We start from the raw sequence: 18,936 nt of genomic DNA, 5'->3' as shown, positions 1-18,936 counted from the left end.
ATGACACTCTTTAATTCGCCGGGCATCGCCCGACGCCTGCACCTGGTGGCCGGCGCCCTGTCGCTGGCCTTCGCCGGCGTGGCCCTGTTTGCCTGGATGACCCTGAACCACGTGACGGCCGTGGCGCAGCGCACGGCCAGCGTGCGCGTGCCGCAATTGCAGCGCGTCTCGGCCACGGAGCTGGAAGTGACGCGCGTGCTGCTGCTGTTGCGCCACGCCATGCTGGCGCGCAATGCCCCGGAATTGCAGCGGGCGCTGGCGGGCATCGCCGAAAAGCGCGGCCAGGTGACGCAGACCATGGCCGACTACCAGCGCGAACTGTTGACGGACGACGACCGCGCGCGCTACGCCACGGTGCCGCCACTGCTCGACACCTTCTGGGCCGTGGCCGCGCAGGACGTGGCGCTGATCGAACAGGGGCAGGCGGCCGAGGCGTTTGCCTTTTTGGTCGACAAGACGGTGCCGGCCCGCACGCAATTGCTGGCGGCCCTGCGCGACACGGTCAAGGCGCAGGAGGCCGCGCTGCGGGGCGAACTGGGCGAGGTGGTAGACGAAGCGCGCCGCACCCTGCTCGTGCTGCTGGCGCTGGCCGCCGCTGCCATCGGCGGGCTGGGCTTGTTGTCCTGGCACGTGGCCAGCGTGCTGGGACGCCGCGTGGCCGTCTCGCGCGCCGTGGCCGAGCGCGTGCGCGACGGCGACCTGACGGTGGCCGTGCACGACGACGCGCGCGATGAATTTTCTCCCCTGCTGGCAGCCCTGCGCGACATGCAGCAGGCGCTGGGGCGCGTGGTGGGCGAGGTGCGCGGCAATTCGCAGGCCGTGGCCAGCGCCAGTGCGCGCATCGCGCAGGGCAGCCTGGCCCTCAGCGAGCGCACGGAACAGCAGGCCAGCGCGCTGCAGCAGACGGCCGCGAGCATGGAACAGCTGGGCGCCACCGTGCGCCACAACGCGGACCACGCCCAGCAAGCGCGGCAGATGGCGCAGGGCGCGTCCAGCGTGGCCGAGCGCGGCGGCGCGCTGGTGGGGCAGGTGGTGCAGACCATGCGCGGCATCCAGGGCAGTTCGGCCAAGATCGCCGAAGCCATTGCCGTGATCGACGGCATCGCCTTCCAGACCTACATCCTGGCCCTGAATGCGGCCGTGGAAGCGGCGCGCGCGGGTGAACAGGGACGGGGCTTTGCCGTCGTCGCGGGCGAAGTGCGCAGCCTGGCGCAGCGCAGCGCGGCGGCCGCCAGCGACATCAAGACCCTCATCAGCGGCAGCGTGGCGCAGGCGGGCCAGGGCGCGGCCCTGGTGGGCGAGGCGGGCGCCACCATGCAGGAAATCGTGCAATCGATCCGCCGCGTGACGGACATCGTCGCCGAGATCAGCACGGCCAGCGCGCAGCAAGCCGGCAGCGTGGGCGAAGTGGGGCAGGCGGTGGCGCAGATGGACCGCGCGACCCAGCAAAACGCCGTGCTGGTGGAAGAAAGCGCGTCCGCCGCGGCGGGATTGAAGCGGCAGGCGGCGCAGCTGGTGCAGGCCGTGGCCGTCTTCCGCCAGGCTGACCCCGCAAGACGCTCGTCCGGGCATGCCCTGTTGACACTGGAGACTTCATGATCTTGATTGACTACCAACAAATGCTGGCCCGCTGCGCGCGTGCACTGGCGGTGCAGCTGCTGTTGCTTCTGCTGCTGATGCCCGCCGCGCGTGCCGAACTCGTGTACGTCGGCTCGCAGGGGCGGCAGATCCAGGCGCTGCGCTTCGACCCCGCCAGCGGCCAGCTGGACCTGATCGGCCCCGTGGCCGGGGGCTTGCGTCCCACCTGGACGCTGGCGCACCCGCAACTGCCCATTCTCTACGCCGTCGATGACGACAGCGGCAAGGCAGGCACGGTCAGCGCCTTTGCCGTGGAGCGCGCCAGCGGCGCCTTGCGCAAGCTGAACGAGGCGCCCACGGGCGGCAACGGCGCCACCCATCTGTGGCTGGACGTGCCGTCGCAGACCCTGTTCGCCGCCAATTTCGCCGGCGGCTCCAGTGCCAGCATCGCCGTGCTGCCGGACGGCAGCCTGGGGCCGCTGGTGTCGACCTTGCAAGCCCACGGTTCCGGCCCGCACCGGCGCCAGGCCAGCGCGCATGCGCACGCCAGCGCCATCGCCCCCGGCGGCGGCTACCTGCTGGTGCCGGACCTGGGAGCCGACCGCGTCTTCGTGTATGGCTACGATGCCGCCACGCGGATGTTGTCGCCCGGGCAGGCGTTCAGCGCGCCGCCCGGCAGCGGCCCGCGCCACCTGGTGGCTGGCGCGGACGGGCGCTTCGTCTACCTGCTCAATGAACTGAGCGCCGAAGTCATGGTGCTGCGCTGGGAGGCGGGTCCGGGCAGCTTGTCGCTGCTGCAGACGGTGGCCATCAGCAGCGACGGGTTCGCCGGCACGAAGAGCGGCGCGGAAATCGCGCGCTCGGCCGACGGCCGCTTCCTGTATGTCGCCAACCGGGGTGAACACGCGCTGCTCGTGTACGGCGTCGACCCGGCGTCGGGCAAGCTGGCCTCGCTGCAGCGCATCGGCTCTGGCGGCGAGACGCCGTGGAGCTTTGCCCTGCATGCTTCCGGCAAATGGCTGCTGGTGGCCAACCAGCGCAGCGGCGGCGTGCACGTCTTCGGCGTCGATATGGCCAGCGGCAGGCTGTCGGACACGGGCATCTCGGTGGCGGTGCCGGCGCCCGTCAATCTCAGTTTCATGCCCTGAGTGGTGCACGATTTGGCGCACGATTTTATTTCACTGAAAGAAAATATGTCTGTTTCGACTGATTTACTCATCGGCGCCCGCCATGTTGCGGGGACCAACGGCAGCATTTACGCCACCAATCCCGCCACGGGCGCCATCCTGGACCCCGCTTTTGGCGGCGCCGCCCTGGAGCACCTGGAGCAGGCATGCGCGCTGGCGTGGCAAGGCTTCGATGCCTACCGTGAAACCACGCTGGACGAGCGGGCCGCCTTCCTGGAGCAGATCGCCGTCAATATCCTGGCCATCGGCGATGCGCTGATCGAGCGCTGCATGGCGGAAAGCGGCCTGCCGCGCGCCCGCCTGGAAGGCGAACGGGGCCGCACGGTGGGCCAGCTGCGCCTGTTTGCGGCCGTCGTGCGCGCCGGCGATTTTCTCGACTTGCGCATCGATCCGGCCCAGCCCGCGCGCCAGCCGCTGCCGCGCGTGGACTTGCGCATGCGCCAGATCCCGCTCGGTCCCGTGGCCGTGTTTGGCGCAAGCAATTTTCCGCTGGCGTTTTCCGTCGCCGGCGGCGATACGGCGTCGGCGCTGGCGGCCGGTTGCCCCGTCATCGTCAAGGCCCATTCAGCGCATCCGGGCACGTCGGCGCTGGTGGGCAGGGCGGTCCAGCAAGCCGTGTTCGACTGCGGCTTGCCGGAAGGCACGTTCTCGCTGCTGTTCGACAGCGGCCGCCAGATAGGCCAAAGTCTCGTCAGCGATCATCGCATCAAGGCCGTGGGATTCACGGGCTCGCGCAGCGGCGGCACGGCCCTGATGCGGCTGGCGGCGGCGCGGCATGAGCCAATTCCCGTGTATGCGGAAATGAGCAGCATCAACCCGGTGCTGCTGTTCCCGCATGCGCTGGCGGCCCGTGCCGAGGCCATCGGCAAGGCTTTCGCCGCGGCGCTGACCATGGGCGCGGGACAGTTCTGCACCAACCCCGGCCTGCTCCTGGCCGTCGACGGGCCGGACCTGGAGCGCTTCCTCGGCGCCGCAGCAACGGCCCTGTCCGATGTGCCGGCCGCAACCATGCTTACGCCCGGCATCCACGGCAGCTATGCCGCGTCGGTGGCGGCCCTGGCGGGGCATGCGGACGTGCGCGTCGAGGCGCGCGGTCAGCATGGCAGTGGCTGCCAATGCCAACCTGCCCTGTTTTCCACCACGGCCGAGGCGTTTCAACGGGATCCGGCCCTGCAGGACGAAGTTTTTGGCGCGGCGGCGCTGCTCGTGCGCTGTCCCGACCTGGCTACCATGCACGCCATCGTCGAGGCGCTGGAAGGGCAGCTGACGGCGGCCCTGCATATCGACACGGCCGATCATGCCGCTGCAGCGCAGATGATGCCGGCCCTGGAGCGGCGTGTCGGACGTCTCCTCGTCAATGGCTTTGGCACGGGGGTGGAAGTAGGCCATGCCATGGTGCATGGCGGTCCCTATCCGTCGACCTCGGACAGCCGCACCACTTCGGTCGGGAGCCAGGCCATCGCGCGCTTCCTGCGTCCCATCAGCTATCAGGACATGCCGGATGCGCTGCTGCCTGCTGCCTTGCAAGCGGACAATCCGCTGGGATTGAGCTATCGTCTGGATGGCACATTGCGGCTTGCCACTCAAGGCCGGTTCCGGTCGCCACGCTAGGGAGTACACGGTGTGTCATTTTGATTGCCCAAGTCGATAGTACCTGAGGCTTATCGTCGCCTCAGGTGTGATGTTTCAGTAGCCGATGGCGTTCTGCTCCAATCGCATCGTCCGGTTCCGCCCCCATTGCGGACGTTGGCCACGATTGCGGGTCATCGGCTATACGCCACGATTCGGCCTGGGATACATACGTTAGTAATGGGTTGTAATCGCAATTTTCAGGGGGGATGTCCGCAGGAAGTTTTAGCGTCCCTGGCGTATCTGGAAAATATGCTATAAATACAACTTATTGCGTTGCAGCCCTCGTTCAGGAACATCTTTTGCGCAGGCCTCCAAACGTGGCAGCGGGCGGTCAACACCAAGGCAAAGACCGCCTTGCCGACAGGCTGTGCCAGTGATGCCGGGGCAAGGCCACCGCATCGCTGCCAGCGCCGCCAAATACGGCACAGCTCGAACAGAGGCCCGGCCGACAGAGCGCGAGGCGTCGAGCGCTCGCTGCAAGTGGCAGCGCGGCAGGCCGCCGTCATTGAATCGGGGCTGGTCGGCACACGGCCTTTGGTGACCAGCACGATGTGGTTTATTTCACGGCAAGCACCGGCGCCGGGATCTGCCTCAGCATCAAGTTGCGGATAAGGATGGACACGAATGTCAGCGCCAGGAAGACCAGGCCACCAAAGATGATCGACCGGATACCCATCCCAGCAATGAACATGCCGCCGATAGTGGTACCCAGAGTGATCCCGATATTGCCGAAGGACAGAAACAGCCCCGTTGCCAGTTCGGGGCTGTCGGGTAGAGCCGAGGCGATCCAGTATTGCTGGAAATTATTGCCGGCGCCGTACACCACGCCCCAGAGACAGGCTAACACGAGCATCGTCAAGGTGGAGGCAGCAACGAAATACAGGGCGATATAGATGAGGCCCAGCACGAACGGGAAGAGAAACACGGCCCGCAGCGGGTTCGTGCTCAGTAGCCGGCCCGCCACAGGATTGCCGCAGATGCTGGCCAGGCCGAACAGCAGCAGGGTGAGGCTCAGCGTGTGTGGCGCCAGCTGCGCGACGTTTTTCAGATAGCCGGCCACGTAGCTGTACACGCTGGCCATCGAGGCGGCGATCAAGGCCACGGTAGCCAGGGAAATCCACGTCAGGCCGCTACGCAGCCGGCTCAGCTGCGTGCCGTAGGCAACCCTGGAGTCCACCGGCATCGACGGCATGGTCAGCAGGGTGAGCATGAAAGCGAGCGCATTGACGGCGGCGAAGAATAGCATTACGGCGGAAAACGAGGTCGCGCCTGCAATCAAGCTGCTAACCGGCACCCCGAATACCATGCCGGCCGAGACACCCATCATGATCCTGGCCACCGCCTTGGAAGCGTCGCGCGGGCCTGCCGTTTCTGCAGCGATGGTGAAGGCCAGGGTGCAATAGACGGGATGGCATAGCGCGGGAATCAGGCGCGCCAGCAGCAGCACGGTGAAATTGTCCGTCACCATGCAGACCAGATTGCTGAGTACGAAAATACCTTGCACGCCTAACATGGCTGTTTTCCGGTTGACGCCGGAGAACAGCAACGGCATGACCGGTCCTGCCAGCGCCACGCCCAGCGCGAAGATGCTCACCAGCCATCCCGCCTGCGTCACGCTGACGTGAAAGGTGTCGGCGATCAGCGGCAGGATGCCGACCACGCCCAGTTCCGTGGTAAGGATGCCAAAAATACCAAAGCTGAGTTTCCAGACCAGCGCCTTGTTTTGATATTCCATAGTTTACATATCGTGTAAGAATGAATGCCGGCCTGCCGGAGGCGTGCTGGCGCCGTACTCTGCGTCGCTGACCTGCTCCATCCAGGCGACGTTGTTGCCATCGACAGTGCCGGTCAGCGCCAGATGGGTCATGGGCGCCGATGGCGTCGCGCCGTGCCAGTGCTTGACGCCGGGAGCGCACCACAGCACGTCCCCGGGCTGGAGCTCGATCACCGGTCCGCCCCACGCTTGGGTCCGGGCGGTGCCGGCCACGATCACCAGGCGCTGGCCGGTGGGGTGGGTATGCCAGGCCGACCGCGCGCCCGGCTCGAACGTGACGACGCCGCCCGTGAGCGGTGCCTCTGGTGTCGGCTCAAACAGGGGCGTGATGCGCACCCGGCCCGTAAAAAAGCGCGCCGGCGCGTCGATGGCCGGACGCGTTGCTGCAGGTGAGATCTCCTGCTGCAGCGCTTGCGCGTTGGCGGCGTGAGGCGCGTACAGCAAGGCGGAGACGAGCAGGGCGACACTGCCGGTGAGGTGAAACGGCATGGGCTTTCCTTTCGGTTAATGGGGATGCTGCGCGAACACTTGCTTGACGGCGGGCAGTGCCGAAAAGACGCTGGGCCAGCCAGCGTAGAACGCCATCTGGGTCATCGCCTCTGACGCCTGCTCTTGCGTCAAGCCATTGTCCAACGCGCGGATCAGGTGATAGTTCAGTTGCGCCACCTGGCCGTTGGCGACCAGCGCGCTGACCGTCACCAGGCTGCGGTCGCGCGGTGCCAGGCCAGGACGCAGCCACAGGTCGTGGAACAACACGTCGGTGGTGTATTCCACCACGCCCGGCGCCGTGGCGCCGACGCTCTGCATCACGGCGGCCTGGCGCCGCGCCTCGCTTTCCAGGTCGAGCGGCAGCAGTACGGGCCGGGCCGGCGGCAGTTGCGCCGGCCCGACGCCGCGCTGTGCGAACACGATTTTGGCCGCCGTCACGGCGGCTGTGGCATTGCCCCAGCCGCAGTAAAACGCCAGATGGGTGATGATTTCGGAGATTTCGCCTGGCGTCACGCCATTGTCGAGCGCCAGGTCCAGCTGATAGGGCAAGTCGATGGACTGGTTGCGGGCAATCAGCACCGCCAGCGTGACGACGCTGCGGTCCCGTGGCGACAACTGCGGGCGCGCCCATAGCCCACCATGCACGGTGTCCGTGGTGTAGCGGGCCAGGCCCGGCGAGACCGCCTGCATGTCCTCCAGCGTGGACGCGTGCCGGGCGCCAAGCGCCGTTGAGTGCTGCGGCAAGGTGGCACAGGCACCCAGGCTCAGGCAGGCCGCGATGGCAGGTGCTGCGCAGGATTTCATCACGGGCTTAGCAGGCATGGTCGGCGCACTGGGCAGGCAGGCCGACGGCATATTCCGCGTCCGTGACTTTCTCCAGCCACACCACCGCTACGCCGTCGAGTGCTTCCTGCACCGCGATATGCGTCATGGGCGTGGTCGGCGTTGCGCCATGCCAGTGCTTGTGACCAGGCGGACACCAGACCACGTCGCCCGCCTGGATCTGCACTATCGGCCCGCCTTCGCACTGGGTCCAGCCGCAACCGGCCGTAACGATCAGCGTCTGGCCCAGCGGATGGGTGTGCCATGCAGAGCGGGCGCCAGGCTCGAATGTCACATTGGCGCACGAGGTGCGGGCTGGCGCCGCCGGGTTACTCAGCATTTGTACACGTACCTGGCCAGTAAAACAGGCTTCGGGACCCGCGGCCGTGATGAGCGTTGCTGCACGTTTCAGTTCCATGGAATGTCCTTTATGAATGAGTCGGCGAAACCGCCGCCATGTCTTATTTACTATAGGGCCAAGGCGTTGATGCGACTAGTGGCTATAATCTGCAAATACTTATGAAAATGAATCATAAATGGCACGCACAAACAATTTCAACGATCTGCTGTTCTTTATCGCGGTGGCGCGCGAGCACAGCTTTACGCGCGCTGCGGCGCAGCTGGGCGTCTCGCAGTCTGCCCTGAGCCACAGCGTGCGCGCCCTTGAGGCGCGGCTCGGCGTGCGCCTGCTGACGCGCACCACGCGCAGCGTTTCGGCCACCGAGGCAGGCGAGCGCCTGCTGCAAACCGTGCCGTCGCACTTCGACGACATCGAGGCAGAACTGGCTGCTGTGGCCGAGTTTCGCGACAAGGCGGCCGGCAGCATCCGCATCACCTCGACCGATTACGCCACCCGCACCATCCTGCTGCCGCGCCTGGCACCCGTCCTGCGCGACTATCCGCAAATCCGGGTAGAGATCATTAACGACTACGGCCTGGCTGACATTGTTGCCGAACGCTATGACATCGGCGTGCGCCATGGCGACCAGGTGGCCAAGGACATGATCGCGGCACGCATCGGTCCTGACCTGCAGATGGCGATCGTCGGCGCGCCCGCTTATCTGGACGGACGGCAAGCGCCGATGACGCCACAGGACCTGATGATGCACAACTGCATCAATCTGCGCCTGCCGACGCACGATGCGTTTTATGTCTGGGAACTGGAAAAAGACGGGCGCGCCATCCAGGTCCGGGTCGAAGGCCAGTATGCATTCAACGGCGCCTATGAGATCCTCGATGCGGCCCTGGCCGGCATGGGCCTTGCCTACGTGCCGACGGACCTCGCCGAGCCGCACGTGGCGACGGGCCGCCTGCGCCGCGTCATGGAGGACTGGTATCCGCGCGTGCCGGGCCTGCACGTGTATTACGCCAGCCGCCGGCAATCGTCGCGGGCGATGCAGCTGGTGGTCGAGGCCTTGCGCTACCGTCCTGCGCAAACGTAAGGGCCTGGATCCGCCTGGCAGCTCGTTTCATGAGTCATTTTCATAAGTGCATGCGTTTTACCTGAATTGATCAATGTTCAGGACCTGGCTAACATCGTCCGCTGATGACTGTCTGGGGAAATGACATGGAGGGAGCAACACCACACTGGATGGAAGCGAGCGGCCCGCAGTCGCTGCGCACGGTAGCGATACTCGGCGCCCTGATGGCGTTTGCGTCTATCTCGACGGACCTGTATCTGCCGGCGATGCCGTCCATGGCCGAAGCGCTGGACACTGACGCCTGCTTCGCCTGCGTGGCAGGTTCGCCGTTCCTCTACATTGCCTATTTGCATGTATCGCCACAATGGCACGCCATGCTCTTCGCTGCAGGCGTGTCGGGGATCATGCTGACCAACCGGATCAACATGCAGCTCCAGAAACGCTTTTCCGCCGACGCGCTGATACGTTTCGGGGCCGGCATGGCGGCGCTGGCAGGCGCCGTTGCCGCGCTCGACGCACTGGAAGGCTGGGGCGGCCTGGGCGGCGTCGCCGTTCCCCTGTTTTTCGTGGTGGCGGCGAACGGTTTCATGAGCGCCCATGCCATTGCCGGCGCCTCGAGCCATTTCGACGAGGGCGCCGGTGCCGTCTCGGCGCTGCTTGGCAGCGTGCAGTACGGCACCGGCATGGTTGGCTTCGCACCGGTGGGCATGTTCGCGGGCGCCCGGTCGACCTTGAACGGCATCGCCTGGATGGGCGTCGCCAGCATGCTGTGCGCATGGCTCTTTCTGCCTGGCCGGGCAGGGCGGCGGCACCCGATGACATCGCCAGTGTGGCAGCGGTGAAGTGGCGCGGCCCATGCGGGCGGCCAGGAAACAATCCCATCAATGAAGCGGAGAATATGCATGTCGACTGAAAAAACCATGAAAGCAGCCGTGCCAGCTTTGATCTTGCTGGGCCTGGTGATCCTGCTGTACGGGCTTGCCATGCTGGCCGGCGGGGCGTATCTCATAGCGGTCGGCGGTTCCTGGTTTTTCGCCCCGGCGGGACTGGCACTGGCGTCGGCCGGCTGGCTCATCGTTCGGCGCAGCCCGCTGGGAGCTGCGCTGTACCTTGCCGTGTTCGCCGTAACGGTCGCCTGGTCGCTGTGGGAAGCAGGCCTCACTTTCTGGCCCCTGTTTTCGCGCCTGTTCGCCATGGCGGTGCTGGCCCTGCTGCTATTGCTGCTAATGCCAGCCTTTCAGCGGGGCGGTGACGCGTTCCGGCGCCGCCCGGCCCAGCTGTTGGCCTCAGCCCTGGCGATTGCGCTGGGCCTGACTTTTTATGCCAGCTTGCAGCCGCGTCCTCTTGCCACGGCACAGTTGACACCGGCACCGGTGGCGGGCCTGGCTGTCGGCACGGTCGCGGCGGCCGGCTGGCCGCATTTCGGACGCACCGCATCCGGCACCCGGCACGCGCCGCTCGAGCAGATCACCCCCGCCAACGTCGCCAGCTTGAGAGTCGCCTGGACCTATCGCACGGGCGAGATTCCCAGCGGCAGCGCGGCGCACGTGGTGACGCCCCTGCACATCGACGGCACCTTGTATGGCTGCACGCAGTCGAGCAAAATCTTCGCCCTGGATGCCGAGACGGGCAAGGAGCGCTGGCGCTTCGATTCCCATGCCGCGCCGAACAAGGTCTATCCGCGCTGCCGCGGCGTGGCGTATCACGATGCCGGCGCCGATGGCACGGCACCTGCGGCCGCTGCGGCGCCGGCATGCACGCGCCGCATCATTGCCACCACGGTCGATGCGCGCATTGTCGCGGTCGACGCCGCGAGCGGCAAACCTTGCGAGGATTTCGGCGAGCATGGCGTGGTCAGCCTGCGTCCGGGCATGCAGAATCCGAATCCCGAGCTGTATTTCCCCACTGCCGCGCCAACCGTGGTGCGTGATCTGATCGTCGTCGGCGGGCTGGTGTGGGACAACCAGAAGGTGGGCGAACCGTCCGGCGTGGTACGCGCCTTCGACGTACGCAGCGGCGCCCTGGCCTGGGCCTGGGACCTGGGCAACCCGGCCATCACCCGACTACCGCCGGAAGGCGGCTCGTACACGCCGGGCACGCCGAATGTCTGGTCGATCCCGTCGTTTGACGAAAAGCTGGGTCTGATCTATCTGCCGACCGGCAATTCGACGCCCGATTTCTGGGGCGGCCATCGCAGCGCGGCCAGCGACCGCTATTCGTCCTCGGTCGTCGCGCTGGACATCGAGACGGGCCGGGAGCGCTGGAGATATCAGACCGTGCACCATGATTTGTGGGACTATGACGTGCCATCACAGCCGGCGCTGTACGATGTCGCCGACGGCCACGGCGGCGTCATTCCGGCCCTGATCCAGACCACCAAGCGCGGTGAAATTTTCATGCTCGACCGCCGCAACGGCAAGCCGGTCGCAGCGGTCGAGGAGCGCCCCGTGCCGCAGGGCGGCATGGCCGACGACCGGCTTGCGCCCACCCAGCCATTTTCGGTGGGCATGCCGTCCATCGGCACCGAGCCGCTCAGCGAAGCGCGCATGTGGGGACTGACCTTGGTCGACCAGCTGGCGTGCCGCGTGGCGTTTCGCCAGTCGCGCTACGAAGGCATCTTCACGCCGCCTAGCGAACGCCAGACCATCCAGTATCCAAGCTGGCTGGGCGGCATGAACTGGGGCTCCGTCAGCATTGCCGAAAACCTGGGCTACCTGATCGTCAACGATACCCGCGTGGCCGTGACCAACAAGCTGGTGCCGCGTGAAGACTATGACCGCAAGGTGCAGGCCAACGGCGGGCACGAGGGCAGTGCGCCGCAGGCGGGTACGCCGTGGGGCGTCGAGCAGCGCCGGTTCCTGTCGCCGCTGGGCATTCCCTGTCAGCAGCCGCCATACGGCACGCTCACGGCGATCGACCTGACTACGCGCCAGATCGTCTGGTCGGTCCCGCTGGGCACCACGCAGGAAACCGGCCCCTTGGGCATTGCCACCCGCATGCCGATCCCGATCGGCATGCCCACCCGCGGCGGACCATTGACGACTTCGTCAGGCCTGGTATTCATCGGTGCCAGCCAGGATTTCCAGTTGCGTGCTTTCGACGTGCGCACCGGGGCGCAGCGCTGGAGCGCCCAATTACCGGTAGGCGCGGAGGCGACGCCGATGAGCTACCTGTCACCGCGTAGCGGTCGCCAGTTCGTCGCCATCAGTGCAGGTGGAAACTCCGCGACTACGCAGAAGGGCGACTATATCGTCGCCTATGCGCTGCCGCGCTAGCTCCGTCTGGCGCCTAGCATCGACATGATCGTACGGCAGGCCAGTGTGCGTTCAATCACCTAGCGCCATTTACCCGGACGCTCGCGTGATTCGATGCCGTAGCGGGCTAGGCGTGGGCCGACCAGGCCCGATGGGCGCGCGAAGCAGAGGCCTTCTCGGCATGCAGTTTGGCAGGACGTTTGCGTGGCCGGCCGGCAAGCCCAGCTACTGAAGGGCCGGCCTCAAGCAGGGGAACCAGCATGCGGGAATCATGTACCTGAGCCCCTGATATGCTCGCCACCAGAGGCAGACCGCGTTGATCGACGAGCAGATGGTGCTTGCAACCGAGATTGCCGCGGTCGGTGGGATTGGGGCAGGTTAGCAACTCATGCCGCTGCCGCAGCCCAGTTCACGGGGAAGATATTCCCAAGGCAAGCCTGTCTTGAGGACGAACAGGATGCCGGTCAAAGCGGCGCGGTCGTCCATGCGAGGGCGCCCGCCTTTGGGGGAAGGACGATATGCTGGTAGCAAAGGCTGGATCAGCGCCCACAGGTCGTCAGGAAGAAGTGCTTCGGCCATGGTGGCCCCCCGAAAACGATGTCAGGTGAGTTTGACCAGCATCGCGGCCGTTGTTTCTCTGGATGTCAGGCGCTCTTACTCGCTGATCGGCACAGCCAAGCTGAACGGGATCGAGCCCGAAGCTTGGTTGCGCCATGTGCTGGTACACATCGGTGATCACCCCGTCTACCGCGCGGACGAGTTCCTGCCATGGCATTTCCTTCGGCATTCAAACCCTGCCTGACCAACACCCGCCTCCCAGTGCTTGGACGTCATCGGTCACATTGAATGACCGTTCAAGACGATTGTGGTCCGACGCTTATACGACGGAAAGGACCGCCGGATCCCCAGAACGCCAGACGTTGTCGACGGTGGTCCGCGTGATGACCCAGACGTCGTCGCTTCTTTTTAGCTCAACATCGTAGCGGTTCTTCATCAGATAGTGGCGAGTCGGATCTTGCCGTGGGACATGCTGGGCCTCTACGAGCACATCCAGCCGCGCGGTGTCGCCGTCGATGGTGACACGTGGGTTGGTCACGGAGTGAGTCGTATCCAACGTCGCGAGAGACGCGGTGAGGGCAGCAACGATATAGTCTCTACCTTCAATCACCGGATATTCAAACCCGGCCTTGGCGGCAGCTGGGCGAAAGTCCGAAATGGCATTTTCTGCCAGTGCGGACGATAGCAGGTTCTTGTCTCGAAGGTCGATGCCGGCGGCGAACCGGTACAGGGTATCGACTACCGCAAGCCGGTCGGCGGCCTCGTTGGCAAGTGATGGTGACATGGTCATAAGTAATTCCTTTGCTGAACCGGCGGCTTGCGAAATGCAGCCAGTCCCGGCATCGGCACCCTTGAAGGCGCCAATCATTGTTTTCTCTAATGGTTACTCAAGAGCGGCGTCGATGCGTTCGATCAGTCCTGCCGTGTTGGCCTGGATCCGGAGCGACCCAATCTCGTGGCCAAAGGTGCCGGTGAAGTCAAGGCGAGCAAGCGCCACCAGCTTGTGTGGTTGCTCTAGCGACAACAACTTGCTCGCGGTGCTATAACCGACGAAGAATTGTTCGAGGTAGCGACGAATACCTTCGATGCCGGCGAAAACATTGCCCACCGAAACGTCTTCGATGACCGCATCGGATGTGAAGAGAGCCAACGTTCCCTCGACGTCAAAGGCATTGGCGAGTCGTATAAATTGATCAACCAGCTTTTCCATGACATGCTCCTCAAGCGTCGACGATCGTGGTGTCGGCAATGGTCTCGGCAAAACCATTGCCGAAAAGCATGGCAGGGGTCTGAAAACCAGAACGGTGCTCGCCGGCAAGAACGCGCCGTCCTGCCTCGGCGGCGGCAGTAGCGGTGAACGTGTAGCCGTTGACCGTGTCGAGCACCGAGCGGACAACACTGCCATCTGAACTGGTGACCTCGGCGACGGCCTGATAACGATGGGCCAGCCGTTCCTGCTCACTCGGCCCATCCGGCAGTGCCGAGAGATCACCTTGAGGGAATCCGTCACCGGTAACGTGGACGAACGTCTCAATGTCAGGAATGCCAGTTGATTTCCAGATCGTAATCAGATCGGGAAGGGTGACCTGAAAGCAATCCACTGCCCCCTTGCCAAAGTCGAGTTTTCGGACCGTTCCGTGCGGCCGCACAACCAGCCCTCCGCCGTGGCGCGCAAGGGTCTCGGCGGTGACGCTGCCCATGGCGCTGACGGCGGAGCCTCGCGACAAACCACCGGATACATGCATGGCCACTTGAATGCTTGATGGATGATTTGCCTTTGCGACGGCGTGTCCGGCAAGGCAGCCGAGCATTGCCACGCTGCCGCCACTGCCTGGCAGTAGCATCACACCTGCGGCTTTCGCCTCGCCGTCGAGCACTTCGGCCAGACGGTAGCTGTCAAGTTCTGCGGCGACGTCAAGATAGTGCACGCCTTGGCGAATACAGGCTTTCATCAGGACATTGGACGTCCTTGCGAACGGACCTGCGCAATTGAGGAGGACACCGACATCGCCGAGTGATGAATCAAGCACTGCGGTGTCTTCGAGTGCGAAGACGCGGTACTCCAGGTCGAGCATCGCGGACATGGATGCGAGCGTCGCTTCATTGCGTCCAGCAAGGATAAGCGGCGTTTCTGCCCCTGCGGCGTACTGCGCCGCCATGCGGCCGGTGTAGCCGGTCGCGCCATAAATCATTAATTTCTTCATATCAGTGCTGCCATTCCTTGTAGACGAATTCCAGGCTATAGCCATCCGGGTCGCGCACCTGCGCGGCGTAATAGCGTGGGTCATAGTGCAACTGCGGTCCGGGCGGATGGATGTCGGTGGCGCCGGCGGCCATCGCCGCGGCAAAGGCCGCGTCGACCATGCGCTGGCTATCGGCGACGAAGCCCACATGGGCAGCGCGGCCGTCCACCGTCCCTTCGCGCAGCCAGAAGAACACGCGGCCGTTGGCGCCGAAACCTTTCAGGTCCGGGTGACCTGCCGGGCCTTGGCGGCCGTCGTAGTCAAGCGCATGGGCAATGCCCAGCGGCGCCAGTGCTTTTTCGTAAAAGGCAATCGAGCGAGCGATATCGCTGACGCAGATAAAAACGTGATCGAGCATGATGCGTTCTCCTTGATTCAGATGATGTAGCCGCCCGCGACTTCGATGTTCTGAGCATTGATCCAGCGGTTCTCATTGGACAGCAAGCTGGCGATAACGCCGCCGACTTCTTCCGGCTCGCCGACCCGGCCGAGCGCCGTCTGGTCCGCCAGCATAGCCTCGAATTCCGGTGTCAGTCCGCCGCCCAGCCCAGTGCGGATCGCACCCGGCGCGATCGAGTTGGCCCGAATGCGGCGCGCGCCGAATTCCTTGGCCATGTAGCGCGTAAGTACCTCCAGACCACCCTTGAAAGCGGCATACGGCGCCACGCCAGCCGTCGCTACCCGGCTCGTTGCGCTGGTGACGTTGACCACGTGGCCGCCGTCCTCGATGAGCGGCAGCAGCGCCTGAGTCAGGAAAAACGGCCCCTTGAGGTGGATGTTGAACAGACCGTCGAACTGCGCCTCGGTGACCTCAGCGATCGGCGCATACAGCCCGTGGCCGGCGTTGTTGACAAGGAAGTCGAAGCTGTTTCGGCCCCAGACGGCGGCCAGCTGGCCATCCAACGCCTGGCGGAAATCGGCGAACGATTGGCTGTTGCCAACGTCCAGCTTCAGCGCAACCGCCTTTCCGCCCGTCCCCGTGATGGCTTGTACGACCGCTTCCGCTTTTTCCGGATTGCTGTTGTAAGTGACGACCACGCCCATGCCGCGCTTGGCGCATTCCAGTGCAGTGCTGGCGCCGATGCCACGGCTGCTGCCCGTCACGATGACAATCTTCATTCGATTCCTCCAGTAGATTAGTGAGATCCATGGTAAGACTGCCGCCAGCAACGGACTCACCCGATCCTCCTCAAAACTTGCCTATTTCTGCTTTCCCATTGCATCCGGGGGTGGCCCCTGTTAGGGTTTCAACATGGAACAGCAAATGCAAGAATTGAGAGCACTGGCCGCAGGGGCCGAGAATCGCCGCACCGAAACCGGCATCCCACGTGTCGCCATGGTGCAGGGCGAGATCCCGGAGCATCTGCTTGCTGCCGTCTACGATCCAATGGTCAACTTGATACTGACGGGATCGAAAACGATGACGATTGGCGACCGCACTTTGCATTATGATCCGGCCACCTACTTTGTGATGTCAGTGGATCTCCCTGCCGTTGGGGCTGTACATCCTGCCGCGACAGGCGAAGCGTATCTGGCTGTGAGCTTGACGCTTGATCCCGCCATCGTCGCTGCGCTTATCCGTGACTTGCCGGTTCGGGTATGTAGTACGCTGTTTGGTTCAGGATTCTCGGTTGCGCCGGTCAATGGTGAGCTGCTCGACGCGTGGATCCGTATGCTGCGACTAATGGAACGGCCGGACGAGATAGCAGTGCTCGCTCCTGCTTATGAGCGTGAGATACTGTTTCGTGTGCTTCAGGGGCCTCTCGGTTGGATGCTACGAGACATTGCATCGCCTGACACGGCACTTTCACGTATTAGTGTGGCAATCAACTGGATACGTCGTAACTTTACCGAACAGATAAAGGTGGAGGCACTCGCTGAGATGGCGGCGTTCAGCGTTTCGGCATTCCATCGCCATTTTAAAGCGGTGACGGCATTGAGCCCCTTACAATATCAAAAACGTCTACGTTTGTTACATGCGCGCTCACAACTCATCTCCGGCCAGGGCAGCGCGACTTCGATTGCGTTCAGTGTCGGCTACGAGAGCCCTAATCAGTTCAGCCGGGAATATGCCCGCTTGTTCGGCCTGCCACCTTCTAGAGACCTTGTGAAAGCCACCCGAGAGCTGCGGGGGGGAATAGTAAACTGGAAACTCATAAGGCCTTTTGAAAATAAATATCAGTAATGCGAAGGATATCTACTTGCTGCGGAAACCATCGATCAACGCAACACTTTAACTTAAATGCATCGCTGCAGAGTAGAAATGATGCGAAAGAGAACCCGAATCAATTGCGCCGCGCCCCGCGGAAGCCAAGATTAACGTTGCAAGAGGTTTAGCCAGGGAAGAGGTCATGATGGACTCCACCGAAGCTGAAGCAGTTCGTGCTCGAGCGCGGCAGAATTCTCTGCAGGGCAGGGGAGATAGACCCGGACCGGATCTCGTCGTTGGATAAGGGATGAGATCGCGTACCAGGAGTCTGGCAGGACACCTGGCCCCCCAATACGATCCAAAGGTTTTTCATTTTGCAAGAACCATGGATCAGGAGAGCCTAAGCTACTGATGGCGATTCAGTCCTAAAATGCCCCGTTCGCTCCGTAGTGAGGCGTCTCGCGGCCGGAGACGCCATGCGGTGTCTACATTGGCACAGTCTTTCAGAGGCGGTACAGACTGCCGGAGCCAACGCTGTTCACCGGCGTGCCGTCCGTGCAGCCGGCCATCGGCAAACCCTGCGCCCATCCGGCTGCCAAGGCATGCACGTCACGCAAGGGATCGGACGCCTTGGCGCGTTCATTGCGAATGCGGCAGGTTTCAGGATCAGTGGCAAACAGGCCGCGCGCGAAAACGCGACCCTGCTCGGCCAGCTTCGCGGTCTTCGGCCCGCGGATCTGCGCGAAGCGCAGCAAGGCTGCATCGAGGCAGCCGTCCGTCCCAACCAGACACCGCGCCAGATGCCAGGCGTCTTCCAGCGCCTGACAGGCGCCCTGGCCGGAGGTCGGCAACGGCGCGTGCGCCGCATCTCCCACGAGCAGTACATTGGCGCGGCTCCATGTGTGCAGCGGCTCCAGGTCGTGCACGGCAATCAGTCGGATGGCATGCGCCGGTGTCGCCTGGATGACGCGGGTGACAGGCTCCGGCCATCGCGCGAACAGATCCTCGATCTCCTTCCGCATATCCGCTGCGGGCGCCGCTCCCGGCAATGGCCGTGCCTGCGCCGCCGCCCAGTAGACCAAATCCGGTCGGACCGCCACGCAACCGAAGCGATCACCCGCACCCTAGTAATCCTGAATCGCGATATCGTCCACCAGTGCACTTTCCGCCTGCGCCACACCCACCCAGTTCACGAAGCCCTGATAGACTGGCGTGTTGTCCCCCGCGACGAACTGGCGTGCCACCGAGTCCATGCGGCCATCGGCGCCGATCAGCAGATCCGGACGAATGCTTGCCCCGTTTTCGAAGCGCGCCACGGCTTTGCCGCCAGCATCGAGGTCGATCGCCACCGCCCGATGCCCGAATGCTACCGGGATCCCGGCCTGTGCCGCATGGTCCAGCAGTACCGCCTGCAAGTCCCGGCGCAAAATCGTATGCGTCGGATGTCCCATAATCTGGTCTAGCAGCGCAATATCGATGCCCCCCAAAGAATTGCCCGCGGCATCCTGGCGGTGCATGGACACTGGCCGGCCTCCCGCTGCAGCGATGTCTTGCAGCAGCCCCAGTTCCTCTAGCACAAAGCCGGCGTTGGGCCAGAGCGTAACGCCAGCCCCCATCGTCGCAGGCCCCGCCCGGCGCTCATATACGCGGGGACTGTACCCCCGCTTGCTCAAGGCAAGCGCCACGCTCAACCCTGCAATGCCGCCGCCAAGTATTCCGATTTCCATGCCGAAGCTCTCCTATTCAATCCGTCCCGACGCGCCGCCGGCGGCGATTCATCGGACGAGACGGCATCTTAAATTCCGCCACTGTGGAGCACTAGTATGTAA

General features: G+C 64.1%; 16 protein-coding genes and 3 pseudogenes. 8 read left to right on the top strand and 11 right to left on the bottom strand.

Annotated elements, in window-relative coordinates; all coding sequences use genetic code 11:
• From ACZ92H_RS12580 to ACZ92H_RS12570, 3 genes are read left to right on the top strand one after another with little or no spacing between them, the layout of a single operon-like run.
• Nucleotides 1-1,599 (top strand): methyl-accepting chemotaxis protein, encoded by a 1,599-nt coding sequence (locus tag ACZ92H_RS12580; protein WP_465049598.1) that lies wholly within the window; start codon nucleotides 1-3, stop codon nucleotides 1,597-1,599.
• Complete coding sequence (locus tag ACZ92H_RS12575) at nucleotides 1,596-2,726, top strand: lactonase family protein (protein WP_465049597.1); 1,131 nt, start codon at nucleotides 1,596-1,598, stop codon at nucleotides 2,724-2,726. The genes ACZ92H_RS12580 and ACZ92H_RS12575 overlap by 4 nt, the downstream gene beginning before the upstream one ends.
• A 45-nt stretch (nucleotides 2,727-2,771) precedes the next feature.
• The gene (locus tag ACZ92H_RS12570) at nucleotides 2,772-4,376 is read left to right on the top strand and encodes an aldehyde dehydrogenase (NADP(+)) (RefSeq protein WP_465049596.1); all 1,605 of its coding nucleotides are present in this window, start codon (nucleotides 2,772-2,774) and stop codon (nucleotides 4,374-4,376) included.
• Between the two features lie 577 nt (nucleotides 4,377-4,953).
• Here the strand turns inward: ACZ92H_RS12570 and ACZ92H_RS12565 are convergent.
• Genes ACZ92H_RS12565 through ACZ92H_RS12550 form a run of 4 tightly spaced genes read right to left on the bottom strand, consistent with a single transcriptional unit; the run spans nucleotide 4,954 to nucleotide 7,900 of the window.
• Nucleotides 4,954-6,132 (bottom strand): MFS transporter, encoded by a 1,179-nt coding sequence (locus ACZ92H_RS12565; RefSeq protein ID WP_465049595.1) that lies wholly within the window; start codon nucleotides 6,130-6,132, stop codon nucleotides 4,954-4,956.
• A 3-nt stretch (nucleotides 6,133-6,135) separates the two neighbouring features.
• Nucleotides 6,136-6,660 (bottom strand): (R)-mandelonitrile lyase, encoded by a 525-nt coding sequence (locus ACZ92H_RS12560; RefSeq protein WP_465049594.1) that lies wholly within the window; start codon nucleotides 6,658-6,660, stop codon nucleotides 6,136-6,138.
• Nucleotides 6,661-6,675: 15 nt separating this feature from the next.
• A complete protein-coding gene (locus ACZ92H_RS12555; protein ID WP_465049593.1) occupies nucleotides 6,676-7,464 on the bottom strand; it encodes a carboxymuconolactone decarboxylase family protein in 789 nt (262 codons plus the stop codon).
• A gap of 7 nt (nucleotides 7,465-7,471) precedes the next feature.
• Nucleotides 7,472-7,900: a (R)-mandelonitrile lyase gene (locus ACZ92H_RS12550; protein ID WP_465049592.1), complete on the bottom strand. Its 429-nt coding sequence runs from the start codon at nucleotides 7,898-7,900 to the stop codon at nucleotides 7,472-7,474.
• 118 nt (nucleotides 7,901-8,018) lie between these two features.
• On the opposite strand from ACZ92H_RS12550, the gene ACZ92H_RS12545 reads away from it, so the two are divergent.
• From ACZ92H_RS12545 to ACZ92H_RS12535, 3 genes are all read left to right on the top strand, one after another.
• Entirely contained in the window at nucleotides 8,019-8,924 is a 906-nt protein-coding gene (locus ACZ92H_RS12545) for a LysR family transcriptional regulator (protein WP_465049591.1), read from the top strand.
• A gap of 125 nt (nucleotides 8,925-9,049) precedes the next feature.
• Entirely contained in the window at nucleotides 9,050-9,745 is a 696-nt protein-coding gene (locus ACZ92H_RS12540; protein ID WP_465049590.1) for an MFS transporter, read from the top strand.
• Between the two features lie 60 nt (nucleotides 9,746-9,805).
• Nucleotides 9,806-12,178: a membrane-bound PQQ-dependent dehydrogenase, glucose/quinate/shikimate family gene (locus tag ACZ92H_RS12535; RefSeq protein WP_465049589.1), complete on the top strand. Its 2,373-nt coding sequence runs from the start codon at nucleotides 9,806-9,808 to the stop codon at nucleotides 12,176-12,178.
• A 62-nt stretch (nucleotides 12,179-12,240) separates the two neighbouring features.
• Here the strand turns inward: ACZ92H_RS12535 and ACZ92H_RS12530 are convergent.
• Nucleotides 12,241-12,736 (bottom strand): annotated as a pseudogene (locus tag ACZ92H_RS12530) (transposase); the annotation flags it as partial.
• A 76-nt stretch (nucleotides 12,737-12,812) separates the two neighbouring features.
• Between ACZ92H_RS12530 and ACZ92H_RS12525 the strand changes: the two are divergent.
• Nucleotides 12,813-12,959, top strand: a pseudogene (locus ACZ92H_RS12525) (transposase domain-containing protein); the annotation flags it as partial.
• Nucleotides 12,960-13,034: 75 nt separating this feature from the next.
• On the opposite strand, the gene ACZ92H_RS12520 reads toward ACZ92H_RS12525, so the two are convergent.
• From ACZ92H_RS12520 to ACZ92H_RS12500, 5 genes are read right to left on the bottom strand one after another with little or no spacing between them, the layout of a single operon-like run.
• On the bottom strand, nucleotides 13,035-13,583 hold the full coding sequence (locus tag ACZ92H_RS12520; protein WP_465049588.1) for a nuclear transport factor 2 family protein: 549 nt from the start codon (nucleotides 13,581-13,583) through the stop codon (nucleotides 13,035-13,037).
• Between the two features lie 15 nt (nucleotides 13,584-13,598).
• Complete coding sequence (locus tag ACZ92H_RS12515; protein ID WP_465049587.1) at nucleotides 13,599-13,925, bottom strand: nuclear transport factor 2 family protein; 327 nt, start codon at nucleotides 13,923-13,925, stop codon at nucleotides 13,599-13,601.
• 10 nt (nucleotides 13,926-13,935) lie between these two features.
• Complete coding sequence (locus ACZ92H_RS12510) at nucleotides 13,936-14,919, bottom strand: saccharopine dehydrogenase family protein (RefSeq protein ID WP_465049586.1); 984 nt, start codon at nucleotides 14,917-14,919, stop codon at nucleotides 13,936-13,938.
• A 1-nt stretch (nucleotide 14,920) separates the two neighbouring features.
• Nucleotides 14,921-15,316, bottom strand: a complete 396-nt coding sequence (locus ACZ92H_RS12505) for a VOC family protein (protein WP_290599650.1) — start codon at nucleotides 15,314-15,316, stop codon at nucleotides 14,921-14,923.
• 17 nt (nucleotides 15,317-15,333) lie between these two features.
• Nucleotides 15,334-16,077, bottom strand: a complete 744-nt coding sequence (locus tag ACZ92H_RS12500; protein WP_465049585.1) for an SDR family NAD(P)-dependent oxidoreductase — start codon at nucleotides 16,075-16,077, stop codon at nucleotides 15,334-15,336.
• Between the two features lie 133 nt (nucleotides 16,078-16,210).
• On the opposite strand from ACZ92H_RS12500, the gene ACZ92H_RS12495 reads away from it, so the two are divergent.
• Nucleotides 16,211-17,143: an AraC family transcriptional regulator gene (locus ACZ92H_RS12495; RefSeq protein WP_465049584.1), complete on the top strand. Its 933-nt coding sequence runs from the start codon at nucleotides 16,211-16,213 to the stop codon at nucleotides 17,141-17,143.
• 467 nt (nucleotides 17,144-17,610) lie between these two features.
• Here the strand turns inward: ACZ92H_RS12495 and ACZ92H_RS12490 are convergent.
• Nucleotides 17,611-18,834: pseudogene (locus ACZ92H_RS12490) on the bottom strand (FAD-dependent monooxygenase).
• Nucleotides 18,835-18,936 lie beyond the last annotated feature (102 nt).

This window comes from Janthinobacterium foliorum, from assembly GCF_978021625.1.
The sequence above is the reverse complement of the archived record's forward strand: the minus strand, read 5'-3'. Positions and strand labels throughout refer to the sequence as shown.

Coding starts and splice junctions, on each gene's coding strand:
- ACZ92H_RS12580 (WP_465049598.1), top strand. CDS start 1: ATGACACTCTTTAATTCGCCGGGCATCGCCCGACGCCTGCACCTGGTG.
- ACZ92H_RS12575 (WP_465049597.1), top strand. CDS start 1,596: ATGATCTTGATTGACTACCAACAAATGCTGGCCCGCTGCGCGCGTGCA.
- ACZ92H_RS12570 (WP_465049596.1), top strand. CDS start 2,772: ATGTCTGTTTCGACTGATTTACTCATCGGCGCCCGCCATGTTGCGGGG.
- ACZ92H_RS12565 (WP_465049595.1), bottom strand. CDS start 6,132: ATGGAATATCAAAACAAGGCGCTGGTCTGGAAACTCAGCTTTGGTATT.
- ACZ92H_RS12560 (WP_465049594.1), bottom strand. CDS start 6,660: ATGCCGTTTCACCTCACCGGCAGTGTCGCCCTGCTCGTCTCCGCCTTG.
- ACZ92H_RS12555 (WP_465049593.1), bottom strand. CDS start 7,464: ATGAAATCCTGCGCAGCACCTGCCATCGCGGCCTGCCTGAGCCTGGGT.
- ACZ92H_RS12550 (WP_465049592.1), bottom strand. CDS start 7,900: ATGGAACTGAAACGTGCAGCAACGCTCATCACGGCCGCGGGTCCCGAA.
- ACZ92H_RS12545 (WP_465049591.1), top strand. CDS start 8,019: ATGGCACGCACAAACAATTTCAACGATCTGCTGTTCTTTATCGCGGTG.
- ACZ92H_RS12540 (WP_465049590.1), top strand. CDS start 9,050: ATGGAGGGAGCAACACCACACTGGATGGAAGCGAGCGGCCCGCAGTCG.
- ACZ92H_RS12535 (WP_465049589.1), top strand. CDS start 9,806: ATGTCGACTGAAAAAACCATGAAAGCAGCCGTGCCAGCTTTGATCTTG.
- ACZ92H_RS12520 (WP_465049588.1), bottom strand. CDS start 13,583: ATGATTGGCGCCTTCAAGGGTGCCGATGCCGGGACTGGCTGCATTTCG.
- ACZ92H_RS12515 (WP_465049587.1), bottom strand. CDS start 13,925: ATGGAAAAGCTGGTTGATCAATTTATACGACTCGCCAATGCCTTTGAC.
- ACZ92H_RS12510 (WP_465049586.1), bottom strand. CDS start 14,919: ATGAAGAAATTAATGATTTATGGCGCGACCGGCTACACCGGCCGCATG.
- ACZ92H_RS12505 (WP_290599650.1), bottom strand. CDS start 15,316: ATGCTCGATCACGTTTTTATCTGCGTCAGCGATATCGCTCGCTCGATT.
- ACZ92H_RS12500 (WP_465049585.1), bottom strand. CDS start 16,077: ATGAAGATTGTCATCGTGACGGGCAGCAGCCGTGGCATCGGCGCCAGC.
- ACZ92H_RS12495 (WP_465049584.1), top strand. CDS start 16,211: ATGGAACAGCAAATGCAAGAATTGAGAGCACTGGCCGCAGGGGCCGAG.